This window comes from Salinibacterium xinjiangense (assembly GCF_014645015.1).
GTDB classification, from domain to species: Bacteria; Actinomycetota; Actinomycetes; order Actinomycetales; family Microbacteriaceae; genus Rhodoglobus; species Rhodoglobus xinjiangensis.
Window position 1 is genome coordinate 859,740 of the sequence record NZ_BMLC01000001.1, and the last position, 26,652, is coordinate 886,391.

A 26,652-nucleotide genomic window follows, 5' to 3' on the forward strand; every position below is an offset into this window, starting at 1 on the left:
GGATGGGGCCGAGCGAAGGAGACGAACTCATGGGCGGACGGCGCGGCGGCCTGCTTCGTGAGGAGAAGAACGGCCGTTACGAACCGTCGCCGGTGGAGCTGCTGTTCGACCTCGTCTTCGTCTTCGCCGCGACCCAGCTGTCGGTGTTCCTGCTGAAGCATCTCGACCTCACGGGGCTGCTGGAGGCGTTCGTGCTTCTGCTGGCGGTCTGGTGGTTCTGGGATCACATCGTCTGGACCACCAACTGGTTCAACCCGGACAAGTGGCCCGTGCGCCTTGTGCTGTTCGTTGCGATGGGGCTCGGGCTGGTCATGAGCACCTCGATCCTCGGGGCCTTCGAAGACCTCGGCGTCGTGTTCGTGGTCGGGTACCTCGGCATGCACGTGCTGCGGGGGGCGTTCATCATCGTGGCCGCGTGGCGCGAGAGCCGCGAGCTGGCGATGAACCTGGTGCGGGCATCCATCTGGGTCGCCATCTCGTCGCCGCTCTGGATCATCGGTGCAGTGGCAGACCCCCAGCAGCGCGTCTGGTGGTGGCTCGCCGCCATCGCCCTCAACTACTTCGGGCCCGCCGTGCGGTACTGGCTTCCCGTGATAGGGCGCTCCCCGGTCGAGAGCTGGGCGGTCTCCGGCCACCACATCTCCGAGCGTGCACAGCTGTTCGTGATCATCGCGCTCGGCGAATCGGTGCTGGTCATGGGCTTCACCTTCCGGGGCGACTGGATGAACCCCGCGAGCGCCTTCGCCCTGTTTGCCACCCTCGTGGGAACCCTTCTGCTCTGGCTCATCTACTTCAACAACACGGCAGGTGTGGCGCAGAAGTTCTTCGAGAAGGCCAGGGAGTCGGGGCGGCTCGCAGCCAATGCTTACACCTACCTGCACCTGGTGATCGTGGCCGGGATCGTGCTGGTGGCGGTGGGCGACGAGCTCGTGCTCGCGCACCCCGACGACCCACTCGACCCTTCGACGGCCGCTGTCGTCTTCGGCGGCCCTGCCCTCTACATCCTCGGTAACCTGCTGTTCAAACATTCGGTCGGCTACCGCTGGCTGAAGTCGAACATCATCGGCATCCTGGTGTTGATCCTCCTCTTCCTCCTGACCACAGCACTGGGCAGCCTCACCCCGCTCATTGCCAGCTGGCTCGCGAACGCGGTCATCCTGGCCGTCGTGATCGGCGAGGAGGTGGCGCACCGCAGAAGCCCCGCCGTCGGCGCTAACCTTGCACCGTGACCGCAACCACCCACTGGATCCTGACTCTCGTCTGCGACGACAAGCCCGGCATCGTCAAGGCCGTGAGCGGCGCGATCGTCGAAGCCGACGGCAACATCACCGAATCCCAGCAGTTTTCAAGCGCAGACACGGGGCGCTTCTTCATGCGACTGCAGGTCGAATCCGCGGCATCCCGCAGCACCTTCGAGGCGGCACTGGCGCCGGTGACAGACCGGTACAGGATGATCTCGCAGCTCGACATCGTCGGGCGCCCGCTTCGTACCCTCGTGCTCGTCTCGAAAGCCGGCCACTGCCTCAACGACCTGCTCTACCGCGAGCGTGCCGGGCAGCTCGCGATGGATCTTCCGCTGGTCATGAGCAATCATTCCGACCTCGGCAGCCTCGCCGCGTTCTACGACGTGCCCTTCGAGGCGCACCCCGTCACGAGTCCCGGCCAGAAGCTCGCGTTCGAGCAACGAGTGCTCGAGGTCGTCGAGGAACACGACATCGAGCTCGTCGTGCTCGCGCGCTACATGCAGATCCTCTCCCCCGAGCTCTGCGCGGCTCTCAACGGTCGGGCCATCAACATCCACCACTCGTTCCTGCCCGGCTTCAAGGGCGCGAACCCCTATAAGCAGGCGCACGCCCGCGGCGTGAAGCTCATCGGGGCGACGGCTCACTTTGTGACGAGCGACCTCGACGAAGGGCCGATCATCGAGCAGAACGTGGTACGGGTCGATCACTCACGCGATGCGAGCGAACTGGTCGCCATCGGCCAGGATGAAGAATCGCGCACCCTCACGCAGGCCGTGAAATGGTTCGCCGAGCACCGGGTGCTGCTTGACGGCGCGCGGACGATCATCTTCCGCTAGTCGGTTCAGAGAACGCTCGCGCCCAGCTTCGCCGCGACCAGCTCCGCGATCTGCACGGCGTTCAACGCCGCACCCTTGCGCAGGTTGTCGTTGCTGATGAACAGTGCGAGCCCGCGTCCATTCGGCACGCCCTCGTCCTGGCGGATTCGTCCCACGAAGCTCGGGTCTTTGCCTGCGGCCTCGAGTGGCGTCGGGACATCGGTGAGCACCACGCCCGCGGCATCCTGCAGCAGCTGCTTCGCACGTGCCACGCTCAGCGGATTGGCGAATTCGGCATTGATCGACAGCGAATGACCGGTGAACACCGGAACGCGCACGCAGGTGCCGCTGACCAGGAGTTCTGGCAGCTCGAGGATCTTGCGACTCTCGTTGCGCAGCTTCTTCTCCTCGTCGGTCTCGAACGAGCCGTCATCGACGAGGTTGCCTGCGAAAGGGATCACGTCGAAGGCGATCGTCTTCGGGAAGGTGGTGGCGACGGGGAATTCGATGGCGGATCCATCGTGCACGAGACCGCGCGGATCCTGATCGATCGCGGCCTTCGCCTGCGCGTACAGCTCCTCGCCGCCGACGAGGCCGGCACCCGAGACAGCCTGATACGTGCTCACGATGAGTCGCTGGAGACCAGCCTCGGCGTGGAGCACCTTGAGCACGGGCATGGCCGCCATGGTGGTGCAGTTTGGGTTGGCGATGATGCCGTTGCGCGCCTCAGCGATCGCGTGCGGGTTGACCTCGCTGACAACGAGCGGCACATCGGGATCCATGCGGAACGCCGAGGAGTTGTCAATCACGGTCACGCCGGCAGCGGCAAACCGGGGGGCTTGCGCGCGGGACGTCGTGGCACCGGCGGAGAAGATCGCGATGTCGAGCCCCGTCGGATCTGCGGTGGAGGCATCCTCGACCGTGATCTGCTCGCCCCTGAATTCCAGGGTCGTGCCGGCGCTGCGAGCACTCGCAAAAAAACGTATCTCGGCGATCGGCACATCCCGCTCGACGAGAAGGCGGCGCACCACGGCGCCGACCTGGCCGGTGGCGCCGACGACGCCGATACGAACGGGGATGCTATTGGTCATGCGCACAATTCTCGCATGCCCGATGTGCAGGTTGCTGCGGCCCGGTGTGGCGATGGTGCCGGCGAGGCGTCGGTGCTGAGGTTCTAGCGGCCGGTGCCGCCATGCACTACGGCCTCGACCTCACCGTCGAGACCGAACGCGGTGTGCACCACGCGGACGGCGTCGTTGACGGTATCGGCGCGCGTCACCACCGAGATCCTGATCTCACTGGTCGAGATCATCTCGATGTTGATGCCAGCCTCGAAGAGGGCAGTGAAGAGCTTGGCCGAGACGCCGGCATTGGTGCGCATGCCGGCGCCGACGACCGCGAGTTTCGCGATCTGGTCGTCATGCTGCAGCGACGCAAAGCCGATATCGGCCTTCTGGGCGGTGAGGGCCTCCATCGCCGCGTGCGCATCGGACTTCGGGCAGGTGAACGAGATGTCGGTCAGTCCGGTGCTGGCAGATGACACGTTCTGCACGATCATGTCGATATTGACGTTGGTGCGCGCGATCAGGGTGAAGATCTGTGCGGCCTTTCCCGGTGTATCCGGCACGCCGACGACCGTGATCTTGGCCTCGCTGAGGTCTGCGGCGACTCCGGTGACGATCGGCTCTTCCACGTTTTCTCCTTCGATCGGGTTCACGACGAGCGTGCCCTCGTTGTTGTTGAACGACGAACGCACGTGCAACGTCACACCATGCCTGCGGGCATATTCCACCGCGCGTATGTACAGCACTTTCGCGCCGGTCGCTGCAAGTTCGAGCATCTCTTCGCTCGTGATCCTGTCGAGCTTGCGGGCGGATGACACTACTCGAGGGTCCGCGGTGTAGATGCCATCGACATCCGTGTAGATCTCGCAGACGTCGGCACCAAGGGCGGCGGCGAGCGCCACGGCCGTCGTGTCAGATCCGCCGCGCCCGAGGGTCGTAATATCCCCGGTGCCACGATTGAACCCCTGGAAGCCGGCGACGATCGCCACAGCTCCATCATCGAGAGCCTCGCGAACGCGCTTGGGTGACACCTCCACAATGCGCGCCGACCCGTGCTGGGCATCCGTCACCATGCCAGCCTGGCTGCCCGTGTAGCTGCGAGCCTCGACACCGAGACTGCGGATAGCCATGGCGAGAAGCGCCATCGAGATGCGCTCGCCGGCGGTCAGGAGCATGTCGAGTTCGCGACCGGAAGGGAATGGCACCACCTTTTTCGCGAGATCGAGCAGTTCATCGGTCGTGTCACCCATCGCCGACACGACGACGACGACCTCGTTGCCCGCCTTGCGCACCTCGACGATGCGCTTGGCTACGCGCTTGATGCTCTCGGCATCGGCGACCGACGAGCCCCCGAACTTCTGGACGATGAGGCTCACGTGGTTCTCCTGCGGAAAGGGATGGGCTGTTAGATGGCCCGAAAGGCGATTCTAGCTGCTCAATTCTGCGCGAGCCTGCGGCCCTCGAAGGCGCGACCGAGGGTTACCTCGTCGGCGTACTCCAGGTCACCGCCGACGGGAAGGCCGGACGCGAGTCGTGTGACGCGCAGGTTCGGATACTGCAGCAGCCGTGTGAGATAGGTGGCTGTGGCCTCCCCCTCGAGGTTCGGGTCAGTGGCGAGGATGACCTCGGTGACCGATCCGTCGGCGAGCCTGCCGACCAGCTGCTTGATGCGCAGGTCGTCGGGGCCCACGCCGTCGATGGGACTGATCGCACCGCCGAGCACGTGATACAGGCCCTTGAATTCGCGGGTGCGCTCGATCGCGACAACGTCTTTGGCTTCCTCGACCACGCAGATCGTGACATGGGAGCGACGCGGATCACGGCAGATAGAACAGGTCTGTCCCTCGGTGACGTTGCCGCAGATGTCGCAGAAGCGCACCTTATCGCGAACATCGCGCAGCACCTCGGAGAGTCGCGTGACGTCGAAACTCTCGGTCTGCAGGATGTGGAACGCGATGCGCTGGGCCGACTTCGGGCCGATGCCGGGGAGGCGACCGAGTTCATCGATCAACTCCTGGACGATTCCGTCATACATCGCTTAGTCGTCTCTCGGCATGGGAACAACGCGGGGAACAACGACCTGCTCCTCGATGAAGGTGGCTCCGAGCAACTGGCGCACCACGGCTTCACCGTAGCGTGCGTTGACAGGAGGCGCCGTGGTCTGGGTAGCTGCGGGAGATGGAACCGGCGCCTTCGCCTTCGGAGGTTCTGGCGCGGGTGCTGGCGCTGGTACTGCCGCTGGCTTCGAATCGCGCAGCCCTGAAACCTGCGCGGGCTCGGGCATCGGCTCTGAGTCCGGGATGGAGACGACGGCCCAGCCACCACCCTCCGTGGGCGGGAACTCGTCGGCGGGAGGCTCTTCGGTGGAGACCTGCGGCACGACGTGCTGCTGGGCGGCCGAGGAATCCACTCTCGCAATGAACGCAGGCTCGAACCCGAGCACCTGCACGAAAGCCTTCTTGAGCAGCTCCCCCACGCCCTGGCCCGGTGCCGCCTGCTGCTTCAGCGCGTCGACATCTTTCTGGCTCGCGAACGAGAGCACGAGCACGTTGTTCTCACGAAGTTCGAGGGGTTTGGCCGTGAAGACGACCATCCAGGCGTTCAGTCGAGCGTCTTTGACGACGTCGAGGATCTCGGTCCAGGCATCCTTGACCTGCGCGAGCGTGACCGGGCCGACCGGAACGGAGACCACGGGAACGGACGCCACCGGAGCGACCGACACCGGAGCGGACGCCACGATGCCAGCCGTCGGCTGGGCGGTCGGGGGTTCGACGGGTGTGGCCGCCGGCTTCTCGACAGGGGGCGCTGCGGCCTGCGTGGCGGCGACCGCTGGCGCGGCTTTCTCGGGCGTTGCGGTCTGCGCTGCGGCCTGCGCGGCGGCACCCGGCGTCTCCACTCCGATGCGGCGCTCCAGGCGCTCCACCCGAGCGAGCGCTCCACGCTGGCTGTCATCGCTGGCCGGGACCAGGATGCGCGCGATCATGAGCTCGAGATGGAGCCTCGGCGAGGTGGCACCCGTCATTTCCGTCAGGGCGGCGTTGACGACATCCGCAGCCCTCGAAAGCTCTGCCTGGCCGAAGGTCGCCGACTGGGCAGCCATGCGATCGAGCTGGTCCTGGGGCACGCCCCTGAGCACGGATGCCGCATTGCCGGAGGTCGCGGCGACGATGATGAGATCGCGCAACCGCTCGAGCAGGTCTTCGACGAATCGACGCGGATCCTGGCCGGTCTGGATGACGCGATCCACCGATCCGAACGCCGCAGCCGCGTCGCGCGCACCGAGGGAGTCGACAACCTCGTCGAGCAGGGCTCCGTGGGTGTAGCCGAGCAGCGCGACGGCCCGTTCGTAATCGACTGAGTCGCTCTCGGAACCGGCGATCAGCTGGTCGAGCAGCGATAGCGTGTCGCGCACAGAGCCACCGCCGGCGCGAACCACGAGCGGCAGCACACCGGCCTCAACGTGCACCTTCTCGCTTTCGCACAGCTGCTGCACGTAGTCGAGCATCTGCGCGGGCGGCACGAGGCGGAACGGGTAGTGGTGGGTGCGGGAGCGGATCGTGCCGATGACCTTCTCGGGCTCGGTCGTCGCAAAAATGAACTTGACGTGCTCCGGCGGCTCTTCCACGATCTTGAGCAGGGCGTTGAAACCCTGCGGCGTGACCATGTGGGCCTCGTCCAGGATGAAGATCTTGAACCTGTCGCGAGCGGGGGCGAACACCGCGCGCTCTCGCAGGTCGCGGGCGTCATCCACTCCGTTATGGGACGCCGCGTCGATCTCGACAACATCGAGGGAGCCGCTGCCGTCACGCGCAAGCTCGACGCAACTGGCGCAGACACCGCAGGGCGTGTCTGTCGGGCCTTCCGCGCAATTGAGGCAACGGGCCAGAATGCGGGCCGACGTCGTCTTGCCACACCCTCGAGGCCCGCTGAACAGGTACGCGTGGTTGACGCGGTCGGTGCGCAGTGCCGTGCGCAGCGGATCGGTCACCTGTGATTGGCCGATCAATTCGGCAAACGTCTCCGGCCGGTAACGGCGATACAGGGCAGCAACCACCACTCAACAGTAGCCGCCACCGCCGACCTTGCGAGTCTGGGAACCGGGCCGCCCCACCGCTCGACCGGCCCTCCCATCCAAATGAAGGAGATTTCGCGAACAGGGGCCGAGAATCCGCGCGCAGCGAGCCCAGAAGCAGAAATCTCCTTCATTTGGATCAGACGGGCGGGACTGCCTTCCACCGAGGCCGAGCTCAGCGCAGGACCGCGATCGCCTGCCGCGCGATCTCGAGCTCCTCGTTCGTCGGGATGACGAGGATCTTCACGGGCGAGGCGTCGGTCGAGATCACCCTCGCGTTGCGCGAGATCGTGTCGTTGCGATGCTCGTCGAGTTCGATCCCGAGCCAGGCGAGGCCGCTCATCGCTCCGGCCCGGGTCGGCGCGCTGTTCTCTCCGACGCCGGCCGTAAACACGACGGCGTCGGCACCGCCCAGCGTGACGAGGTAGGCGCCGAGGTAGTGGCGGAGGCGGTGATAGTAGACATCGAGCGCGAGCCTCGACGCGGCATCCCCCGATTCAGCCGCAGCCTGCACGTCGCGCATGTCGCCGTCCCCCGCGACACCGAGCAGCCCACTGCGGCGATTCAGCATGGTGTCGAGTTCGGCCAGCGAGAACCCGGCACGACCGAGATGGAACAGGATGCCCGCATCCAGGTCGCCCGAACGGGTTCCCATCACGAGGCCTTCGAGCGGGGTCATCCCCATCGAGGTGTCGACGGATCGACCGCCGTCGATCGCGGCGACTGATGCCCCATTACCGAGGTGGAACACGATGAGCTTCAGTTCGGTGAGCGGCCGCCCGAGCAGTTCTGCGGCTCGGCCCGAGACGAAGTTATACGAGGTTCCGTGGAATCCGTAGCGCCGCACGCTGTGTTCGGCCGCGACACCGGCATCAACTGCGTACGTGTAGGCCGCTGGCTGCAGCGACTGGTGGAACGCGGTGTCGAACACCGCGACGTTCGCGACCCCGGGGAACGCGGCACGGGCCGCCCTGATTCCGGCCAGGTTCGCGGGGTTGTGCAGGGGCGCGAGGGCGGCCAGTCGTTCGATCGCCGCTTCGACGTCGGCTGTCACCAGGGTCGCAGAGGTGAACTCGCTGCCGCCGTGCACCACGCGATGGCCGATGACCGATGGATTCTCGCCGCCGAGCTCACCCAGGATGCCCTCCATCGCCTGGGCGTGGTCCGCCGCGGCTCCCGACTCTCCGATACGCTCGACGATCCCGCCCCGCAATCGGCGCTCGGTGTCGACATCGACGAGCTCCCACTTGATGGACGACGAGCCGGAGTTGACGACGAACGCGGTGATCATGCCGACATCCCCTGGGCCTGGATCGCCGTGATCGCGACGGTGTTGACGATGTCGCGCACCAGTGCACCACGCGAAAGATCGTTCACGGGTTTGCGAAGACCCTGCAGTACGGGCCCGATCGCGACGGCGCCCGAGCTGCGCTGCACCGCCTTGTACGTGTTGTTGCCGGTGTTGAGGTCGGGGAAGATGAACACCGTCGCGCGACCGGCAACCTGCGAGTTGGGCATCTTCGCCTTCGCGACGGCGGCGTCCGCCGCGGCGTCGTACTGGATGGGCCCCTCGACCAGCAGGTCGGGGCGGCGCTCGCGCACGAGCGCGGTGGCGGCGCGAACCTTGTCGACGTCGACCCCGGAGCCAGACTCCCCCGTCGAATACGACAGCATCGCAATCCTCGGGTCTATCCCGAACTGCGAGGCCGTTCCGGATGACGAGATCGCGATGTCGGCGAGCTGTCCGGCGTCGGGATCGGGGACGATGGCGCAGTCGCCGTAGACCAGCACACGGTCATCGAGCGCCATGAAGAAGACGCTTGACACCACGTCAACGCCGTCCGAGGTTTTAATGAACTGCAATGCCGGGGTGATGGTGTGCGCGGTCGTGTGGGCGGCTCCGGAGACCATACCGTCGGCGAGGCCGAGGTGCACCATCATGGTGCCGAAGTACGACACGTCGGTGACGATGTCGCGAGCCCGCTCGACAGTCATGCCCTTATGGGCGCGAAGCCGTGAGTACTCCTGCGCGAACCGCTCCCGCAGTTCAGTAGTCGTGGGGTCGATGACGATCGCCGCACTGATGTCGACACCAAGCCCGGCGGCCCTGGCTCGAACCTCGGCCTCGTCACCGAGAATCGTCAGGTCGACGACGTCGCGCCGCAGGAGGGTTCCCGCGGCGAGCAGGATGCGGTCATCCGAACCCTCGGGCAGCACGATATGACGGCGATTCGACCTGGCACGCTCGAGCAGCGCGTATTCGAACATCAGCGGGGTGACGGCCGTGGTCTCACCAGCGCCAAGTTCCGTTGCCAGCAGGTCTGAATCGATGTGCTTCTCGAACAGGGCGAGTGCCGTATCGATCTTGCGCTGGGATGTCGCGGTCAGCCGCCCTCGCGTCTGCACGATGCGTTGCGCGGTGGCGTACGTTCCGTACTCGGTCGTCACGATCGGCAAAGTCTCATCGAGACCCGCGATGAGGCGCTGGATCACCGGGGAGAGGTCGAATCCGCCGTTCAGCACGATGCCGGCCAGTGATGGGAAGGTTCCGGATGCGTGCGCCGTCAGTGCGGCGAGCACCATCTCACTGCGGTCCCCCGGGATGACCACCACACTGCCCTCGATAAGTCTTGGGAGCACGTTCTCCATCGACATCGCGGCGATCACAACCCCGAGGCTCTCGCGGGCGAGAAGTGCTGTATCGCCCTTCAGCAGCGTGCCGTCGACGGCATCCATGATCGCCTCAACGGTCGGCGCCACCATGAACGGGTCTTCCGGCACGGCCCAGACCTGCACGCTGGTGACGGTCGCAATTGCGTCGATGATCTCGTCGAGATGGTCGGGATCGGCGCGGTTGGCGATGACGGCGAGCAGGCTCGCGTGGGCCGCGGTCAGCTCGGGCAGGCTCAGTTCGGCCACCTGGCGCAGCTCGTCTGCAGTTCTGGCGCGAGACTCTGAGGGCTCACGGCCAGTCAGCACGAGCAGCACCGGCGCACCGAGGTTTGCAGCAATGCGGGCGTTGAAGCCGAGCTCGGTGGGCGTGGCGACATCCGTGTAATCAGAACCGACTATCACCACGGCGTCGCACTTGCTCTCGACAGCTTTGAACCGGTCGACTATCCGCGAGAGGGCGGCATCCGGATCGTCGTGCACGGCCTCATAGGTCACGCCGACGCACTCGTCGTAGTCGAGGTTGACGCCGTCGCGCCCGAGCAGCAACTCGAGCACATAGTCGGGTTCGTCTGACGTCCTGGCGACGGGCCGGAACACGCCCACCGTCTCGACGCTGCGAAGCAGGGTGTCGAGCACCCCCAGCGCGATCGAGGATTTGCCCGAGTGACCTTCAGCAGACGTGATATAAATCGAACGAGCCATGCTGATCAGCCTACGGAGGTAGCGGCCCCTCGCGCACCCGCCAGAGCCCGGTTACCCTTGCTACGTTTCCGTCCTGGGGGAGTTGGCCAAGGTGGCGCCACGCGAGGAGCCACCCCAATTCTAACCCGTGCGGGTGGTTCGTCATTCAACGGCTATGATTTCGAGAGGTCATCGCGGCGACGTGGGTGACTGGCCAGGAGAATTCGCCTAGTGGCCTATGGCGCCAGCTTGGAAAGTTGGTTGGGTGCAAGCCCTCGGGGGTTCGAATCCCCCATTCTCCGCGAAAGCTGCAGCATCTATGGCCCCCGATCCGTTGGTTCATCGGGGTTGGGGGGAATGTGGCGACTGCGCTTGCGGGTGATGCGGGTGTCTGACACCATCCGTTTGCGGCCCCATCCTTCCCTCCTTTCGCGGGGCCTCATCGCCGCGATCGCCTTCCTGGGCCCGGTGTTCCTGGTGCTGTATTACCTCACCGCTCCCGAAGGCCCGTGGCTGTTCATCGTCTACCTGCAGGTTGCAGCGAGCCTGCTCATTGGCATAGCGGTGTCTCGTTACTTCGGTACAGCGATCTGGGTCGACGCCAACGGCATTTCCGAGCGGGGATTCTTCCGCAGGAAGACCCGCTTCGACGCCTCCCAGGTCGGATCGGTGGTGTTCGTCATCACGCTCTACTCGTCCCTGCCTCAGGGTGCTCCGCAGCTGTTCATCTGCGGCCACGAGGGGCACCAGCTGGTCAGGATGCGCGGACGATTCTGGCCACTCGCCGCCATGGACACGGTGATGAACACCCTCAACGCGCCACTGGTGCGCCTCCCGCAGCCGATGACGTCGAAGGAGATCCACGGGCAGTACCCCGGTATCGGCTATTGGTTCGAGCGTCGCCCCGTGCTGGCGGTGCTGTTATTCGTCGTGTCGAGCGTCATCGGCGGCGCCATCAGCATCCTGGTCGCGGAGCTCGTGGGTCCGCTTCCCGGCGATTAGCGGCGCTTGAGGGTCGAGAAGATCCCGCGCAGCACCTCTCGCACGACGGTCTGGCCGGTACGAGAACCGAAGATATCGCCGAACGGATTGTCGTCTTTGCGGGCGGTCGTGCGTGTGGTCGTCCGAGGTTTCGCCTTCGGCGTTGACCCGCCCATGTCGCGGACAGCCCTGTCGTAGTCCGCCTGGGCTTTCGCCGCGTCTTTTGCCTGCAAGGCTGCCGTTTTCTGCACCTCCACCTGCGCGATCGCCGCTGCCGCCGCATTCATCTTCACCGCGAGGATCTCGCGGGCGGATTCCCGGTCGACGAGCGTGCCGTACTGGGCGAGCAGCGGGCTCGATGCAACCGTGGCCTGCATTATCTCGATCGGCGTGGGCGACATGGAGCCCTGCGGCGCGCGAAGCCTCGTCCACGCAACGGGCGAGGGTGCACCCTTCTCATTCATGACCGTGATGATCGCCTCGCCAGTGGCCAGGGTCGTCAACACCTCTTTCAGGTCGTACCCCGAGGTCGGGTACGTCGAGACCGTGGCCCTGAGGGCTTTCGCGTCATCGGGCGTGTGCGCTCGCAACTGGTGCTGCACACGGGAGCCGATCTGGGCGAGCACCTCGCCGGGAACATCCTTCGGCGTCTGGGTGACGAAGAAGATACCGACCCCTTTCGACCTGATGAGCCGCACCGTCTGGGTTATAGAGGCGATGAAGTCGTCGGATGCGCCGTTGAACAGCAGGTGGGCCTCGTCGAAGAAGAAGACCAGCTTCGGCTTGTCGATGTCGCCCACCTCGGGCAGATCATTGAACAGGTCGGCCAGCAGCCACATCAGGAAGGTGGAGAAGACCGCGGGCTTGTCCTGGATGCTCGGAATCTCGAGCAGGCTCACGATTCCTCTGCCGTCGGCTGTCGTGCGCAGGAACAGGCTCGTGTCGATCTCGGGCTCACCGAAGAAGACGTCGGCGCCCTGGTCGGAGAAGCCGATCAGTTCGCGCAGGATGACCCCTGCCGTGGCGCTCGACAGCCCGCCGAGGTCTTTCAACTCGGGCTTGCCGTCGTCGCTCGTGAGCCACTTCATTACGGCACGAAGATCGCTGAGGTCGACCAGCGGGAGCCCGGCGCGATCCGCGTAGTGGAAGACGAGCCCGAGACTCGACTCCTGGGTCTCGTTGAGGCCGAGCACCTTGCTCAACAGCAGCGGGCCGAAACTCGATACGGTGGCCCGGATCGGGATGCCCGTGCCGAGGCCCCCGAGCGTGAAGTACTCCGTGGGGCTGGCCGCCGCCGCCCAGTGCTGCCCGATGCTGTCTGTGCGCAGCAGCAGTTTCGGGTTGCCCGTGCCGGGGCTCGCGATACCGGAGAGGTCACCCTTGATGTCGGCCGCGAACACGGGAACACCCGCCGCGGAGAGCTGCTCGGCGAGCACCTGCAGCGTCTTGGTCTTGCCGGTGCCGGTCGCTCCCGCCACGAGCCCGTGACGATTCACCATGGCCAGCGGGATGCGCACCGGCACGTCGGATAAAGGCTCCCCGTTGACAAGCGCACCCATTTCCAGGGCCGGGGCGTCGAAGGCGTAGCCCGCCCGGATCACGTCCACCTGCGCGGAGCTCAGCGGTCCCGCGGTGGAGGTGTGCGCGATTGGTGCCGGTGCCGCCTGCTCGGCGGCCAGCGCAGCCTCGGCAACGGCGAGGGCTTTCTTCGCGGCTTCAACCAGGGCTGCTGCATCCGTCATGGTGGTCAGTTTATGGCTCGCAGGGCGGTGGCCCGTGCGAACACGTGTCGTCGATCGCAGTCCCTTGTCACGGTCTGTCGGGCGATAATTCCTGGTCTCGAGATGTTCGGCGTTGGCCCCCATCACCAAAACGGCAGGTCTCAACCACAGCCTTGCGCGATCAGCACCCCAGCCTCGAACGCCCGCCGCGAGTGGGTCCTCGCGACCCCGGCGTCACGCGAGGCGGTCTTCCATCCCCCACGCCTGCCCGAACCCGCCATCGGCCACCGGCAAGGCCATCAGGTCGAGGAACGGCTTGGCATCGAAGGCCTCCGGGCCGAGCACTCCAATGCCCGTCCAGACTCCGGTCGCGAGCATCTCCAGCGCGATGACGGGGTTGAGGGCGGTCTGCCAGACGACGCACTGGGCGTCGTACTCGGCCATCGTCCACTCGTTATCGCTCACGTGGTAGAGATAGACCTCACGCGGCTCGCCGTCGACCCCGGTGCCAGTGACCCACAGGCCCGCGCAGGTTTTGCCGGTCATCCGCGGCCCAAGGGTCGCCGGGTCGGGCAGGCCTGCCGCCACGACGTCACGCGGGGCGACCATCACGGGGCCGTCTGCCGACCGCACGCGCACGGGCTCTGTCTTGTCCAGCCCGAGCTGGTTCAGGGTCTTCAGGATGGCGATGAACTCGTCGCCGAGCCCGTACTTGAAGGTCACTCGCTTCGCGTCGACCCAGCGCGGCATGAGCAGCACTTCCTCGTGCTCGACGTTGACACACTCGACCGGCCCGATGCCCTCCGGGAACACGAAGATCTCGGGCTCGCTGAAAGGCGCCGTCGTGAACCAGCCACGATCCTTCTCCCAGATCACCGGTGGGTTCAGGCATTCCTCGATGGTCGTCCAGATGCTGAAGGATGGCGCGAAGATCTCGTTGCCAGACTCATCGCGCACCACGAGGTTCGCGCCGTCGCGGGTGCCGAGCTCGTCGATTTCGCTGAACAGGTGGTCTGCCGCATAGCGCGCGAACACGTCGCTGAGCCCCGGCTCCACGCCCATGCCGACGAGGGCCAGCCTGCCCGCGGTCTCCCAGTCCGGAGACTGCGCGAACTGGTCGTCGCCGAGCTTCACCCCGGTCTCAGTGTGCGGGTCTGTCGGATGCGGCTCAGACAGGCTCATCGCCATATCGAGGTAGTCTGCGCCGGCGGCGAGCGCACCCGCGAAGATCGTGGGCACGAATTTCGGCTCCACCGCATTCATGACGTGGGTCGCGCCATGCTCCCTCGCGACAGTCGCGACGTTGTCGGGGTCTGATGCGTCGATACGGGCGGCCACGAATCGCGCACCATGGTTGCCGTGCCGCTGGGTGATCCAGGCGATCGTGCGCTCGGCCCTCGACAGGTCGTAATCACTGACGATCATCGTCTCGAAGAAGTCGCGACGAGCCGCAATCTTTGCAATCGCGTCACCGACGCCGCCGGCGCCAACCAGGAGGATTTTCATAATGTGACGCTATCGCGCCTTCGCGGCTGGCGCACTCCATTCACGCTGCAGTCTCGACGCCAGCGGCGCCCACAACAGCACGGCCACGGCCGCGCCGACCAGCAACCCTCCGACGGTGTCACTGAGCCAGTGCGCGCCGAGATAGGTGCGGCTCAGCATCATCGCCATCACGTAGACGCCCCCGGCCGCCCACACCCACGTCCGTTGGAGCAGGATGGCGAGAGCCACCGCCATGGTCGCCGCATTGGCCACATGCCCGGACGGGAATGACCCGAAGTCGGCAGTCACCAGTATCTCGAGTGGGCGAGAGCGCCCGAACAGCGATTTGAGCAACTGCACCATGCCTGCACTGACCACTGTCGCGATCACGAAATACAGGGCTGACCTGGGCTTCTTCACCACCAACAGGATGACGGCAATGGTGATCGGTACCACGAAGACGCCGAACCAGCCTCCGCCCAGAAAGTCCATCGCGAACGCCGGCACGTCCCAGATCGGGTTGCGGTGTTCCACGAGCTCGCCGAGCCACCTGGTGTCGAAGCTGTACGGTCCAGCCCTGAACGCGACGATCGCACCGAGTGCCAGGGCCAGTACGACGGCCGTGCCGCCGCTGATCAGCGGCCAGCGACGCGACACCTGCCGCGCGCGCTCGTGATTCATGCGGGTAGACACCCTCTCACGCTACCCGCTTCGGGTCAGAGGGCAGCGGTTCGGGATGCCCGTGGCGTACCGCTCGACCGGGCAGGGTCGGCGATGAGGTCGGCGAAAACCAACTCGGCAGCTCCCACCATCAGGATGCTCGCTCCCAGCCCCGCCTGCGCCAGTGTCACGTCACGATCCGGCCCCGACATGGTGCGCGCGCGTACTGCTGCGGTGAGCCCCACCGGGTCGACGGCATAGAGCGACTGCAGGAATCCGCCGAACACGATCAGATTCGGATTCAGGATGTTGGCGACGTTTCCGAGGGCGACGGCGAGGTACTTCCGCTGCCTGTTCACGATGGCACGCACCGGGTCATCAGCGGAGGCGTGGGAGAGATGCTCGAGAAGAACATCGTTCAATCGCTCCGACTCGTGCGGTGCGAGATCGAGTGCTTCGAGCAGCGGTGCGCGAGCGACCTCGGTCTCAAGGCATCCCGCCGAACCGCAGTGGCAGGGATCGCCATCGTTCCTGACCAGGGTGTGCCCGATCTCACCCGCGAATCCGGATGCACCACCGATCGGTGAGCCACTGGACATGATTCCCCCGCCGATGCCGCTGGCCCCACCGTTCAGGTAGACCAGCTGTCCGACGCCTCGCCCAACCCCTCGGACGCTCTCGGCGATGGCGCCAAGACTGGCGTCGTTGGCCGCGGCGACCCTGTAGCCGGTGGCATCCTGGAGCATCTCAGCGACCGGTTCATCTCGCCATCCCAGATGGGGCGCGACAGCAACAACCCCATTGCTTGCCCGGACCAGGCCGGGAATCACCAGCCCGATACCCACGGTATGAAAAGCGTCGAGCTCACCTCGCATGCCGTCGATGACGGCCGCCGCGATGTTCACGGCCTCGCGCGGCGAAGGAACCCGCTCTGTGTCGAATCGAACGCGACGCAGCACCCTTCCCCCGAGAGCGACGAGACCGATCTCCACGGAGTCCATCTCGGGATGCACGACCACGGCTACCGTACGATCACTGGGCACAATGACCGGGCTGGGCCTGCCCACCTGCTGGTGTGCCTGGTCAGGGTCAGTCTCGATGACGTGTTCGAGCAGCACGAGTTCGTTGACGAGCGCCGCGATGGTCGATCGGTTCAGCCCGGTCTCTTTCGTGAGCCTCGCGCGAGACACCGCCCCGAGCTCATGCACCCGGCCGAGCACAAGCGAGAGATTTCGCCGACGAACCATGTCGAGGTTGCTTCCCCGCATCGCCGACAGAACCACTGAGCCCGTTGCCATAGCTACATCCTCCCGGTTTGTCGGCTATCGAGCCACTAACGACTCCCCGACGGCGTCGAGACTGACGGCAAGCGAGTACTCCGGGGTATCGCGAACGTGAGCGGGCTGATCGCCCGACCTGTCGACCTTATGTTGATGTGTAAAACATATAGCAACGAATCCCACACACAGCGACACAGGTTGCCCTCGTTGTGTGCGTGTCTCTTGAAGCTGGACCGACGAATCCAGCGGGAAAGTAGGGGACCGCAGAGATCCACGACGTTATGTTGTTCGGTACCCTCCCGGGTGCCGGCATGGTCGTGCGCTTCGACATCAGCGTGAGAGTGCAGGTACTGATCGGGGGCGCACGACGGTCCACATCACGATGATCGAGACCATCGCGGTGAGCCCCATGATCACACCCATGGGAATCGCGTTGACAATGCCGAATAGCCCCACGATGGGCGAGATGATGCCGGCGAGTCCGAAATTGAGTGCTCCCAGCAGCGACGCGGCGGTTCCAGCCTCGCTGCCGTGACCATTGAGAGCGAGCACCTGGGTGGCCGGGAACGAAAATCCGCACGCCATGATGAAGAAGAACAGCGGTATCAGGATTCCGAACAGCCCCACGGCCTGCATGTCGAGTACCACGATGGTTGCCGACGTGACAAGAAGCGCGACGCCTGCTCCGACGAGGATCCACTGCGGGCCGATGAATCGCATGAGGAACGCGCTGGCCTGCACCCCCGAGACGATGCCCAGGGAATTGACCGCGAACAGAAGGCCGAACTGCTGGGGATCGAGCCCGTACACACCCTGGAACAGGAACGACGATGACGACAGGTAGGTGAACAACCCCGAGAAGGTCATGCCGCCGATGATCGCCACACCGATGAACACCCGGTCGCCCAGCAGGGACCTGTAACGCTGCCGCATGGTGCTGTGACCGAGATCCATTCGCCGTGCCGGTGGCAGGGTCTCGACGATGAAGAACACCGCCGCGAGCACGACGAGCACCCCGTAAGCGGCGAGGAAGATGAAGATCCCGCGCCACGGAAAGATCAACAGAAGCTGGGAGCCGATCAGGGGCGCCAGAATCGGCGCGAGGCCGTTCACGAGGGCGAGCCGGGACAGCATCCTGACCAGCGGAAGCCCGCCGAAAAGATCGCGCACAACGGCCAGTGCGACCACACCGCCGGCCGCGGCTCCGGCCCCCTGCAGCACACGGAACACCATCAGCAACTCGATCGACGGCGCGATCGCCACACCAAGACTCGCAAAGACATGAACGGAGGTGGCGATGATCAGCGGCATTCGTCGACCGATTTTATCGCTCCATGGGCCGACCACCAGCTGCCCGAGAGCGAAGCCGAGGGTCGTCGCCGTGAGGGTCAGCTGGATGGCTGCGGTCGAGACATCCAGATCCGCTTCGATCGTCGGGAAAGCCGGCAGGTAGAGGTCGATCGTGAACGGCCCGAGTGCCGTGAGGGCACCCAGGACGAGCACGTACACGAGCCGCTCGCGAGGAAGAAGGGAATCACCGGGGTGAACGACAGTAGTCAAGGTGTCCTAGCAGGAGGGGAAGTCGGGAGGGTGAGACCGAAACGGGCACCGCGTCTAGTCTGCAGGCTGGCGCTCACCCCGCCTGACCGCGCGCGCCTTCCGGGTCGGCAGTGGGCAGGTCATAGATTGGGTCCTGTTGCCCCGGCCCGCCACGGCCGCTGGCTTCCCGAAACGGAGTGCAGCAATGCCAATGACTGACCTTTCCCTCGCCGAACTGGAGAAATACCGACCCGACGTGGTGCAGCCTGCCGACTTCGACTCGTTCTGGTCGACCACGATCGAGGAGTCCCGTGCCGTGGGCGGCCACGTCTCCCTCGCGCCAGCAGACACCCCGATCAGTGAGCTGATCGTGGAAGACCTGACATTCCCGGGCTTCGCGGGCGACCCGGTGCGCGGCTGGGTGACCCGCCCGCGCACTCCTGGTGCGCTGCCGACCGTCGTGGAGTTTCTCGGGTACGGCGGCGGCCGCGGCCTGGCTCACGAGCACCTCGCCTGGGCGGCGAGCGGATTCGTGCACATCCTCATGGACACCCGCGGGCAGGGCAGCGCGTGGGGTTCTGGCGGCGAGACCGCCGATCCGCACGGTTCCGGCGGTGCATTCCCGGGCGTCATGACTCGCGGCATCCTGGATCCAGCCGACTACTACTATCGCCGCCTGTTCACAGATGGGGTGCGGGCAGTGGATGCCGCCCGCGACCTGCCGTTCGTCGACGAATCGCGTATCGCGGTCACCGGTGGCAGCCAGGGCGGCGGGATCTCGCTCGCCGTGGCCGGGCTGCGCGACGACCTGTGGGGCGTGATGCCTGACGTCCCGTTTCTCAGTGACTTCCGCCGCGCGATAGCGGTGACCCCGAGCGCGCCATTCACCGAGATCACCCAGTACCTCGCTGTGCACCGCAACCGTGTCGGGCAGGTGCTCGACACGCTGTCCTACTTCGACGGGGTGAATTTTGCGCGCCGGGCAACGGCGCCCGCCCTGTTCTCGGTGGCACTGATGGACACGATCGTGATGCCGTCGACGGTGTTCGCGGCGTTCAATCACTACGCTGGTGTCGACCGCGAGATCGAGGTCTATCCCTACAACAACCACGAGGGCGGCCAGGGTCACCAGTGGCTGCGCCAGGCGCGCTGGCTCGCAGCGCGCTGACCCCTCGTCACTCATCACTGCCGTCGGCCGGCTAGCGACGGTCGTCATGGCTCCACCCGGTGAGGCGCACCCTCGCGCCCACAGGCCCTTCCACATAGGGGCCGAACGTCATGCCGACGAACCCTCCAGCCGTCTCTGTGCTCAGCGCACTGAGCGACACCCGGCCGAGCGTGACGGGCTCGCCCTTCCCGCTCGCGACATTCACGGTGATCTCGCCATCGGCCACCACCGCGGACAGGGTGAATGGGCCCGACGGAAGGGTCGCGGATCCGACCACGGTGTCGACCCCGTCGCGGCTGGCCAGCGAGACCCGCACCCCATCCGAGGTCGCGACGGCGGCCGCGCGCACCTGAGTCGAGTCGCTCTGTCTCAGCAACAGCCCGGCCGTGGCATCCTGCCCGTCCACGAGCTCGAGGGTGACAGCCACGGTGCTCTCGGTACTCGTGAGTCGTCTCAGCAGCGCCGCTGACACCGCACCTGAGCTCACCGATTCGCCCGTCGAGCGCAATTCGAGCGCCAGGTCCGTCTGCTCCGCGAACGTCGGAAAACCACGCACGCTGAGAAAGTCGGAGAGTTCGGGAACCCCGTCCGAGGCCCACCGTCCCGGCTGCTCCACCGGACTATCGAGTCGCCCCAGTCCAGGATTGATCACGGGCCAGCCTTCTTCCCATTCCACTGCCGCGAGATGGGTCTCACGCCCGAGGATGTGGTGGCCGTCAATCGGCCGGATGCCCAGCATCGCCATCCACCAGTCGTCGCCGTCGCCGTGCACCAGGTCGCCATGCCCGACGGCCTGAACATCGACGCCGTGGCCAAGGTGACGGTGGGTGAGCACCGGATTGCGCGGGCACGGCAGGAACGGACCGGTGAGGGAACGCGACCGGGCAACCATGACCGAATGCTCGAACGCCGTGCCGCCCTCGGCGGTCACCAGGTAGAACCAGCCGTCGCGTTCGTAGCGATGCGGGGCCTCAGCCCAGACCGCGCGGGCCATAGTGCGCGTCCAGATGACGGACTCCTCGCCCACCAGCATGCCGCGCTCCAGGTCGAGTTCGCGCATCCACACCTCTGTCTCTCCCTCAAAACCCTGCGGAACCACCTCGCGGCAGCCGATCCACCACGCCCGCCCCTCATGGAAGAACAGCGAAGGATCGATTCCCGGCGCATCCGGGAGCATCACCGGCGACGACCAGGGGCCGGCGATATCGGTCGCGGTCACGTAGAAGTTGCCGGTCACCTCGCCGGCATCCATGAGCGTGCACGCGATGTAGAACTTTCCGTCGTGATGACGGATGGTCGGGGCGAAGAGGCCGCGCGAATCCGGCACCGCACTGAAGTCGAACTGGCCCGGGTCATGGATGGCATGACCGACCAGCCGCCAGGTCACAAGGTCATCGCTGGCGTGGATCGGCAACCCCGGGAGGTATTCGAAGGTGGAGTTCACCAGGTAGTAGGTGCCGTCGACCCGGCAGATGCTCGGGTCAGGGTAGAGACCGGCCAGGATGGGGTTGGCGGGGCGCAACGAAACTCCTCAGGTCGAAAAGACAGGGTTTGCCAGACAGGCGCAGCTCAGACGCTGGATGCGACGTGCTCGACGCTCGCGGTCGCCAGCCGTTGATCTGCGGTAGTGAGCACGTACTCGGCGCCGCTGAAACGGAGCATCGCCTCGGTCTCCCTGGCCGCACACGACGGACCCACCCACAGCTCCACATCCCCCGGTTCGATGACACGCACACCCGAGGCTGCCGTCATCGCGAACCTGGCCGGCGGCACGACGAAGGTCATGCGCACACGCTCCCCCGGCGCCAGCGTCAGCCTCTGGTAGGCGAGCAGCTGGGCCACTGGCCGGGTCACGGAGGCGAAGAGATCGTGACCGTAGAGCTGCACGACATCCGTCGACGTACGATCGCCGGAGTTCGTCACCTCGACCGTCACCTCGACCGTATCGCCCGGCGCCACATCGCCACTCACGGTGAGATTCTCGTGCGTGAATGTGCTGTACCCGAGACCATGACCGAAGGCGAAGACGGGCGTGGTGTCCACACTGGTCACCTCGGATGGGCCGCCGAGAATCGGATGCAGATAGGTGTAGGGCTGGGCGCCGGCCGAGCGTGGCATCGACACCGGCAGCCTGCCTGACGGGGCCACACGACCGGAAATAATCGCCGCGAGTGCAGTGGCACCCTCCTCCCCTGGGAAGAACGATTGGATCACTGCCGCGGGAGCGCCGACGCCGATGGCCCAGTCGAGCACGTATGGCCGCCCGGTGAGCACCACCACGACCACCCTCGCTCCGGTAGCCACAACGGCGTCGACGAGTTCGCGCTGCACGCCCGGCAACTCCAGCGATTCGACGTCGTTGCCTTCACCGACGGTTCCGCGACCAAACAACCCGGCCCTGTCACCGACGACCACGACGGCCGTGCCCGCTGCGCGTGCCGCCTCGGCGGCTGCCGCGATGCCGGAGCGGTCGTCGCCCTCGACCTCGCACCCACGCGCGTACTCGAGTGCGGCATTCGGGAACTCCACACGCATAGCCTCGAGAATCGTGGGGATCTCGAAGCCCAGCTCGGTGCCGGGATGGTGGGCGAGAACATGGTTGGCGAAGGAATAGCAGCCCATGAGCGCATCGGTGGAGTCGGCATTCGGTCCGATCACGGCGATGGTTCCCGCCGCCGTCGCCGACAGCGGGAGCAGCCCGTCGTTGGTCAGCAGCACGGTGGATTCCTCGGCCAGCTGCCGAGCGACGGCCCGGTGTTCAGCGCTGTCGAGGTCGACAGCGCTGGGCGGCGACTCGAAGGTCTCATCGAGCAGGCCCAGCTCCTCCTTCTGCGACAGGACGCGCAGAACGGCACGATCCACGTCGACGAGGTCGGTCAACCCGTTCGCGATGCAGTCGGCGAGCTCGAGGAACGCGTCGCCGGTGGGGAGTTCGACGTCGATGCCTGCCGTGAGCGCGAGGCCTGCCGCTGCGGCACGGTCGACGGCGACAGCGTGCATGCTGTGCAGGAACACGACGGCGAAGTAGTCGGAGACGACGACGCCATCGAACCCCCAACGGGTCCGAAGGATGTCGGTCAGGTATCGAGGGGTGCCGCCGACGGGCTCGCCATCGATCTCGGCGTACGAGTTCATGACTGACCTGGCGCCGCCGTCACGGATCGCCATCTCGAACGGGGGCAGCAGAACGTCCTCCAGCTCACGCGGCCCCGCGTGCACCGGTGCGTGGTTGCGACCGGACTGCGAAGCCGAGTAGCCGACGAAGTGCTTGAGCGTGGCGTGCACGCCGGCCGACTGGAGGCCGCGAACATAGGAGGTGCCGATGGTTCCGACGAGGTAGGGGTCTTCGGCGATGCACTCATCCACTCGTCCCCAGCGTGCATCCCGAATCACATCGAGCACCGGCGCGAGGCCCTGGTGAATGCCCAGCGACCGCATCGACTCGCCGATCAGCCCGGCCATGCGCTCCACGAGTTCGGGGTCGAACGCTGCACCCCAGGCCAGCGGGGTCGGGAAGGTCGCCGCCTTCCATGCGGCCAGGCCGGTAAGGCATTCCTCGTGCACGATGGCAGGGATGCCCAGCCGCGAGTTCTCACGGAGCCTGCGCTGCTCTGCCCACAGCCAGCCCGCCCGCTCCACCGGGTCGACCGGTCTCGTGCCGTAGACCCGCGTGAGGTGCCCCATCCCATTGACGCTCGCGGCTTCGTAGCTGTTCGACGAGACCATCTCGCCCGCCATCGGGGCGACGACCTCATCACCCTGGTCGACCCAGTAGCCGACGAGTTGGGAGATTTTCTCCGCCAGAGTCATCTGGCTGTGAAGGTCACGTACCCGCTGTGAGACCGGGGGGAGTTCTGTTGCGATCACGAGTTCATCTCTCTATCTGAATTGCTGGCGACATGCGGCGACGCACCGGAGCCGAGCGGGCTCAGGTGGCGGTGGATCAGCCCTTGACGGCACCCGTGAGGCCGCCGACGATCTTGCGCTCGAAGAGGCTGAAGAACACGAGTGCCGGAATCATCGACAGCGACGTGAACGCCAGCACCCTCGCCGTATCGACCGAGTACTGCGACGCGAAGGATTGCACTCCGAGCGGGAGCGTGTAGATGGCTTCGTCGCTCAGGATGAACAGGGGTAGCAGGTAGCTGTTCCAACTGGCGATGAACGCGAGGATACCCACCGTGATCACCCCGGCCTTGGAGAGCGGGATGACCATGCGCCAGAAGAAGCCGATCCTGGAGCATCCATCGATGGATGCCGCCTCCTGCAGTTCGTTCGGAATCGCCTGCAGGAACGGCACCATGATGATGATCGTCACCGGCAGGGCGAACGCGATCTGCGGAATGATGACACCCCCGAGGGTGTTCATCAGCCCGAGGTTGCGCACGAGGATGTAGAGCGGGGTGATCGCGACTGTCATGGGGAACATGAGCCCGGCCGCGAAGACCGCATACATCGCACCGCGACCGCGGAAGTTGTACCGCGCCAGCGCGAAGCTCGCCATTAGGCCAAACACCACCACGAAGAAGGTCGTCACCGTCGCCGAGATCGCGGAGTTCCCGACCTGGCGCCAGAACACATTGCTCGCCAGTACGTCGATGTAGTTGCCGAACTGCCATGAGATGGGGAACCCGGATGGGTCGAGCGTGATCTCCGAGTTGGTGCGGAATCCGCCGAGGATGATGTACCCGACCGGGGTGAGGGTGAGCGCAATGAGAATCAGCGCCAGGAAGTAGATCGCGGGCCCGCCGAGCGACCGCTTGGTGTGGCGATCGGGCTTGACCAGGCCGGTCGAGGCTCTGGGTGTCAGTGTAGACATCAGGACTTTCCTCCCGTGATTGCTCCCGCTGTGTCCCGCCGCAGCAGGAACCGCTGGTAGAACAGGGCTACCGTCAGCGAGATGAGGAACATGACGACGGCCACAGCATTGCCATAGCCGTAACTTCCGGCGTTTCGGCCGTTCGCGACCATGTACGTCGCCATGGTCGACGTTCCCGCGATCGACGACACGTACTGGCCCCAGATGATGTACACGAGGTCGAACAACTGCAGCGATCCGATGATCGACAGGAACGCCCAGATCCGCACCGTCGGGCCGAGCAGCGGCAGCACGATCAGGCGCTGCACCTGCCAGAACGATGCACCGTCGATGGATGCCGCCTCCGACAGCTCCTCGGGAATCCCCTGCAGCCCCGCGAGGAACAGGATCACCGCGAAACCGACGTACTTCCAGGTGATGATCATGAGCAGCGACCAGATGGCGACGTCAGGATTGGACAGCCAGTCCTGCTGCAGTGACGCCAGCCCGAGCTTGTCGAGCAGGCCGTTGGCGGCGCCTCCGGACTGCAACATGAGACTCCAGCCGAGACCGACGACGACCTCGGAGATCACGTACGGCACGAAGATGAGCACCCGGATGACGGACTGGCCGCGCATCTTGCGGTTGAGCAGCAGCGCCAGTCCAATCGCGACGGGGCCCTGGATGACCAGCGACAGGATCGCGATCATCGCATTGTGCCTGAGCGCGTCGAGGAACGGGCCATCCTGGAGGATGGTCACGTAATTCTGAATGCCGACGAAGTCGGTGGCCGGGCCGTATCCCGCCCAGCTGAAGAAACCGTAGTACGCGGCAAGCACCACCGGGAAGATGACGAAGGCGACGAACACGATGAGTGCAGGCCCGGTGAGTGCCGCGATCTCGAGACGCATACGCCAGCCGACGCCTCGCGGTCGCCGCCGGCGAGGTGGAGCCGACACTGCCGTGTCAGCCCCACCCGCCGCGAGATCCACGGGCGGGTTCGGCGCTGTGCGCCGGTTCTCGCTTATGGATGTCATGTGTGAAATCCTCGCTATGACTTCTTGGCTGCGTCGTTCACTGCCGTGACAATGCCTTCGGCATCACCCTGGCCCGCAAGCAGGTTCACCACTGCGACGTTGAGCGCGTTTCCCACGTTCTGTCCGAACAGCGTGTCGAGCCAGACCGTGACATACGGAGCCTTGTTGTACGCGTCCAACAGCAGCACCAGGCCGGGGTCGGTCACAGCGCCCTGGGCGTCCTGGCTGGCAGGAATGGTCTGGAATGCTGCGGCGTACCCTTCCTGGTACTCCTTCTGGGAGATGAAGTTCAGGAAGTCCGGGCATGCGCTCGGGGCATCCACGAAGCAGGAGTAACCGTCGACCCCGCCCATCATCGCGCCTGCCTCACCCTCGCCGCCGGAGGTCTCCGGGAACGGGAACCAGCCGAGGTCGGGGAGAGGCTTCAGGTCAGGGGTGAGCGATGCAATCACTCCAGGGTTCCAGGCGCCCATGAGCTCCATCGATGCCTGGCGGTTCGCCAGCAGTCCGGCGGATGACCCGGCACCCTGCTGGGCGGAGGTGGTGAGGAACCCGTTATTGAACGGCTCGCTGTCGGAGAAGCTCTGCAGGTCTTCACCCGCCTTCAGGAAGCATGGGTCGTCAAACGTGCGGCTTGCGGATGCTTCGTTGAGCACATCCTGCGAGCAGGCGCGCAGGGCGAAGTTGTAATACCAGTGGGCTGCCGGCCACGCGTCCTTGGCACCGAGGGCGATCGGCTCGATTCCTGCCGTCCTCAGCTTCTCGTTTGCCGCCTCGAGCTCGGGGATGGTGGTCGGTGTATCGGTGATGCCGGCCTGGTCGAAGAGATCGGTGCTGTAGAAGATCCCCTCGGGAAGAACCGCAGTGGGCACTCCGTAGTTCTTTCCGTCGACCGCGAGCGCTGACAGCACGGCGTCGCCGAGTGCGGTCCTGGTGGCATCGGTGATCTTGTCGGTGAGATCCATGACCTGGCCGGCCGTCACCACGTCACCGAGCTTTCCGCCACCTCGCGCCATGAAGATGTCGGGTGCGTCACCCGAGTTGAGTGCGGTCTGCAGTTTGCCGTCCATCTCTTCGTTCTGGATGGCCTGCACCTTGATCGTGACGCCGGGGTTCTCGGCCTCGAATGCGGCGGCAGTGTCGTCCCAGTACTGCTTGCCATCACCGGTTGTCGAATTGTGCCAGAACGTCATCGCGACGGTGCCGTCATCGGGTGCTGCCGCGCCGCCGCTGCATCCGCTGAGGGCCAGCCCGCTGGCGACAAGCATCGCCGACGCCGTGCGCAGTTTCTTGGTGTTCATGGTGTTCCACCTTCTCTTCGTTGAGTCTCGTCTCGGCATCGAGACGGAGTGGGATGCACCGCCAGGGCGGGCATCGATGCGCTGTGCTCCTGACGCGGGGTGCGGCAGATGCCCCGATCGGGGACCGGATTTT

At 65.5% G+C, this 26,652-nt stretch carries 20 protein-coding genes, 1 tRNA gene and 1 other RNA gene; 5 read left to right on the forward strand and 17 right to left on the reverse strand.

The window, feature by feature from the left end; translation table 11 throughout:
- The first annotated feature begins 29 nt into the window (after positions 1 to 29).
- Positions 30 to 1,229 (forward strand): low temperature requirement protein A, encoded by a 1,200-nt coding sequence (locus tag IEW81_RS04045; protein ID WP_179691807.1) that lies wholly within the window; start codon positions 30 to 32, stop codon positions 1,227 to 1,229.
- Positions 1,226 to 2,080, forward strand: a complete 855-nt coding sequence (purU, locus tag IEW81_RS04050; RefSeq protein WP_097060333.1) for a formyltetrahydrofolate deformylase — start codon at positions 1,226 to 1,228, stop codon at positions 2,078 to 2,080. Before IEW81_RS04045 ends, purU begins: the two co-directional genes overlap by 4 nt.
- Before the next feature lie 5 nt (positions 2,081 to 2,085).
- Here the strand turns inward: purU and IEW81_RS04055 are convergent, their stop codons facing one another.
- The 7 genes from IEW81_RS04055 to ffs all read right to left on the reverse strand — a co-directional run bounded on the left by IEW81_RS04055 (position 2,086) and on the right by ffs (position 10,684).
- Positions 2,086 to 3,150, reverse strand: a complete 1,065-nt coding sequence (locus IEW81_RS04055; RefSeq protein ID WP_097060332.1) for an aspartate-semialdehyde dehydrogenase — start codon at positions 3,148 to 3,150, stop codon at positions 2,086 to 2,088.
- A gap of 83 nt (positions 3,151 to 3,233) precedes the next feature.
- A complete protein-coding gene (locus IEW81_RS04060) occupies positions 3,234 to 4,499 on the reverse strand; it encodes an aspartate kinase (RefSeq protein ID WP_097060331.1) in 1,266 nt (421 codons plus the stop codon).
- 59 nt (positions 4,500 to 4,558) lie between these two features.
- Positions 4,559 to 5,158: a recombination mediator RecR gene (gene recR / locus IEW81_RS04065; RefSeq protein WP_097060330.1), complete on the reverse strand. Its 600-nt coding sequence runs from the start codon at positions 5,156 to 5,158 to the stop codon at positions 4,559 to 4,561.
- Positions 5,159 to 5,161: 3 nt separating this feature from the next.
- Positions 5,162 to 7,177 carry a DNA polymerase III subunit gamma and tau gene (locus IEW81_RS04070; RefSeq protein WP_097060421.1) on the reverse strand — a complete coding sequence of 672 codons (2,016 nt, stop codon included), beginning with the start codon at positions 7,175 to 7,177 and terminating at the stop codon, positions 5,162 to 5,164.
- A 193-nt stretch (positions 7,178 to 7,370) separates the two neighbouring features.
- The gene (locus IEW81_RS04075) at positions 7,371 to 8,486 is read right to left on the reverse strand and encodes an acetate/propionate family kinase (protein ID WP_097060329.1); all 1,116 of its coding nucleotides are present in this window, start codon (positions 8,484 to 8,486) and stop codon (positions 7,371 to 7,373) included.
- On the reverse strand, positions 8,483 to 10,570 hold the full coding sequence (gene pta / locus IEW81_RS04080) for a phosphate acetyltransferase (RefSeq protein WP_097060420.1): 2,088 nt from the start codon (positions 10,568 to 10,570) through the stop codon (positions 8,483 to 8,485). Before pta ends, IEW81_RS04075 begins: the two co-directional genes overlap by 4 nt.
- Positions 10,571 to 10,587: 17 nt before the next feature.
- An RNA gene (ffs, locus tag IEW81_RS04085) (signal recognition particle sRNA small type) lies at positions 10,588 to 10,684 on the reverse strand.
- An 82-nt stretch (positions 10,685 to 10,766) separates the two neighbouring features.
- Here ffs and IEW81_RS04090 point away from each other — a divergent pair.
- Both IEW81_RS04090 and IEW81_RS04095 read left to right on the forward strand, forming a co-directional pair.
- Positions 10,767 to 10,851 (forward strand) — tRNA-Ser (locus IEW81_RS04090).
- Positions 10,852 to 10,936: 85 nt separating this feature from the next.
- On the forward strand, positions 10,937 to 11,551 hold the full coding sequence (locus IEW81_RS04095) for a YdbT family protein (protein WP_143544648.1): 615 nt from the start codon (positions 10,937 to 10,939) through the stop codon (positions 11,549 to 11,551).
- Here the strand turns inward: IEW81_RS04095 and IEW81_RS04100 are convergent.
- The 5 genes from IEW81_RS04100 to IEW81_RS04120 all read right to left on the reverse strand — a co-directional run bounded on the left by IEW81_RS04100 (position 11,548) and on the right by IEW81_RS04120 (position 18,236).
- On the reverse strand, positions 11,548 to 13,272 hold the full coding sequence (locus tag IEW81_RS04100) for a helicase HerA-like domain-containing protein (protein WP_097060419.1): 1,725 nt from the start codon (positions 13,270 to 13,272) through the stop codon (positions 11,548 to 11,550). The two genes, IEW81_RS04095 and IEW81_RS04100, sit on opposite strands and share 4 nt — an antisense overlap.
- Before the next feature lie 213 nt (positions 13,273 to 13,485).
- Positions 13,486 to 14,757, reverse strand: a complete 1,272-nt coding sequence (locus IEW81_RS04105; RefSeq protein ID WP_097060327.1) for a saccharopine dehydrogenase family protein — start codon at positions 14,755 to 14,757, stop codon at positions 13,486 to 13,488.
- 9 nt (positions 14,758 to 14,766) lie between these two features.
- On the reverse strand, positions 14,767 to 15,429 hold the full coding sequence (locus tag IEW81_RS04110) for a phosphatase PAP2 family protein (protein WP_229671229.1): 663 nt from the start codon (positions 15,427 to 15,429) through the stop codon (positions 14,767 to 14,769).
- 23 nt (positions 15,430 to 15,452) lie between these two features.
- Positions 15,453 to 16,694 (reverse strand): ROK family protein, encoded by a 1,242-nt coding sequence (locus tag IEW81_RS04115; protein WP_229671230.1) that lies wholly within the window; start codon positions 16,692 to 16,694, stop codon positions 15,453 to 15,455.
- Positions 16,695 to 17,006: 312 nt separating this feature from the next.
- On the reverse strand, positions 17,007 to 18,236 hold the full coding sequence (locus IEW81_RS04120; RefSeq protein WP_097060325.1) for a multidrug effflux MFS transporter: 1,230 nt from the start codon (positions 18,234 to 18,236) through the stop codon (positions 17,007 to 17,009).
- A gap of 184 nt (positions 18,237 to 18,420) precedes the next feature.
- Between IEW81_RS04120 and IEW81_RS04125 the strand changes: the two genes are divergently transcribed.
- On the forward strand, positions 18,421 to 19,383 hold the full coding sequence (locus IEW81_RS04125; protein ID WP_097060324.1) for an acetylxylan esterase: 963 nt from the start codon (positions 18,421 to 18,423) through the stop codon (positions 19,381 to 19,383).
- A 31-nt stretch (positions 19,384 to 19,414) separates the two neighbouring features.
- On the opposite strand, the gene IEW81_RS04130 is transcribed toward IEW81_RS04125, so the two are convergent.
- The 5 genes from IEW81_RS04130 to IEW81_RS04150 all read right to left on the reverse strand — a co-directional run bounded on the left by IEW81_RS04130 (position 19,415) and on the right by IEW81_RS04150 (position 26,519).
- Positions 19,415 to 20,905: a glycoside hydrolase family 43 protein gene (locus IEW81_RS04130; RefSeq protein ID WP_097060323.1), complete on the reverse strand. Its 1,491-nt coding sequence runs from the start codon at positions 20,903 to 20,905 to the stop codon at positions 19,415 to 19,417.
- A 47-nt stretch (positions 20,906 to 20,952) separates the two neighbouring features.
- Entirely contained in the window at positions 20,953 to 23,247 is a 2,295-nt protein-coding gene (locus IEW81_RS04135) for a beta-xylosidase/alpha-l-arabinosidase (RefSeq protein ID WP_486666681.1), read from the reverse strand.
- 79 nt (positions 23,248 to 23,326) lie between these two features.
- Complete coding sequence (locus IEW81_RS04140) at positions 23,327 to 24,202, reverse strand: carbohydrate ABC transporter permease (RefSeq protein ID WP_097060321.1); 876 nt, start codon at positions 24,200 to 24,202, stop codon at positions 23,327 to 23,329.
- Entirely contained in the window at positions 24,202 to 25,218 is a 1,017-nt protein-coding gene (locus tag IEW81_RS04145; protein ID WP_097060320.1) for a carbohydrate ABC transporter permease, read from the reverse strand. The genes IEW81_RS04140 and IEW81_RS04145 overlap by 1 nt, the downstream gene beginning before the upstream one ends.
- Before the next feature lie 14 nt (positions 25,219 to 25,232).
- Positions 25,233 to 26,519 (reverse strand): ABC transporter substrate-binding protein, encoded by a 1,287-nt coding sequence (locus tag IEW81_RS04150; protein WP_097060319.1) that lies wholly within the window; start codon positions 26,517 to 26,519, stop codon positions 25,233 to 25,235.
- Positions 26,520 to 26,652 lie beyond the last annotated feature (133 nt).

Excerpts from the sequence above, each read along its gene's own strand:
- IEW81_RS04045 (WP_179691807.1), top strand. The coding sequence starts at position 30 with ATGGGCGGACGGCGCGGCGGCCTGCTTCGTGAGGAGAAGAACGGCCGT.
- IEW81_RS04055 (WP_097060332.1), bottom strand. The coding sequence starts at position 3,150 with ATGACCAATAGCATCCCCGTTCGTATCGGCGTCGTCGGCGCCACCGGC.
- recR (WP_097060330.1), bottom strand. The coding sequence starts at position 5,158 with ATGTATGACGGAATCGTCCAGGAGTTGATCGATGAACTCGGTCGCCTC.
- IEW81_RS04075 (WP_097060329.1), bottom strand. The coding sequence starts at position 8,486 with ATGATCACCGCGTTCGTCGTCAACTCCGGCTCGTCGTCCATCAAGTGG.
- pta (WP_097060420.1), bottom strand. The coding sequence starts at position 10,570 with ATGGCTCGTTCGATTTATATCACGTCTGCTGAAGGTCACTCGGGCAAA.
- IEW81_RS04100 (WP_097060419.1), bottom strand. The coding sequence starts at position 13,272 with ATGACGGATGCAGCAGCCCTGGTTGAAGCCGCGAAGAAAGCCCTCGCC.
- IEW81_RS04105 (WP_097060327.1), bottom strand. The coding sequence starts at position 14,757 with ATGAAAATCCTCCTGGTTGGCGCCGGCGGCGTCGGTGACGCGATTGCA.
- IEW81_RS04115 (WP_229671230.1), bottom strand. The coding sequence starts at position 16,694 with ATGGCAACGGGCTCAGTGGTTCTGTCGGCGATGCGGGGAAGCAACCTC.
- IEW81_RS04125 (WP_097060324.1), top strand. The coding sequence starts at position 18,421 with ATGCCAATGACTGACCTTTCCCTCGCCGAACTGGAGAAATACCGACCC.
- IEW81_RS04140 (WP_097060321.1), bottom strand. The coding sequence starts at position 24,202 with ATGTCTACACTGACACCCAGAGCCTCGACCGGCCTGGTCAAGCCCGAT.
- IEW81_RS04145 (WP_097060320.1), bottom strand. The coding sequence starts at position 25,218 with ATGACATCCATAAGCGAGAACCGGCGCACAGCGCCGAACCCGCCCGTG.
- IEW81_RS04150 (WP_097060319.1), bottom strand. The coding sequence starts at position 26,519 with ATGAACACCAAGAAACTGCGCACGGCGTCGGCGATGCTTGTCGCCAGC.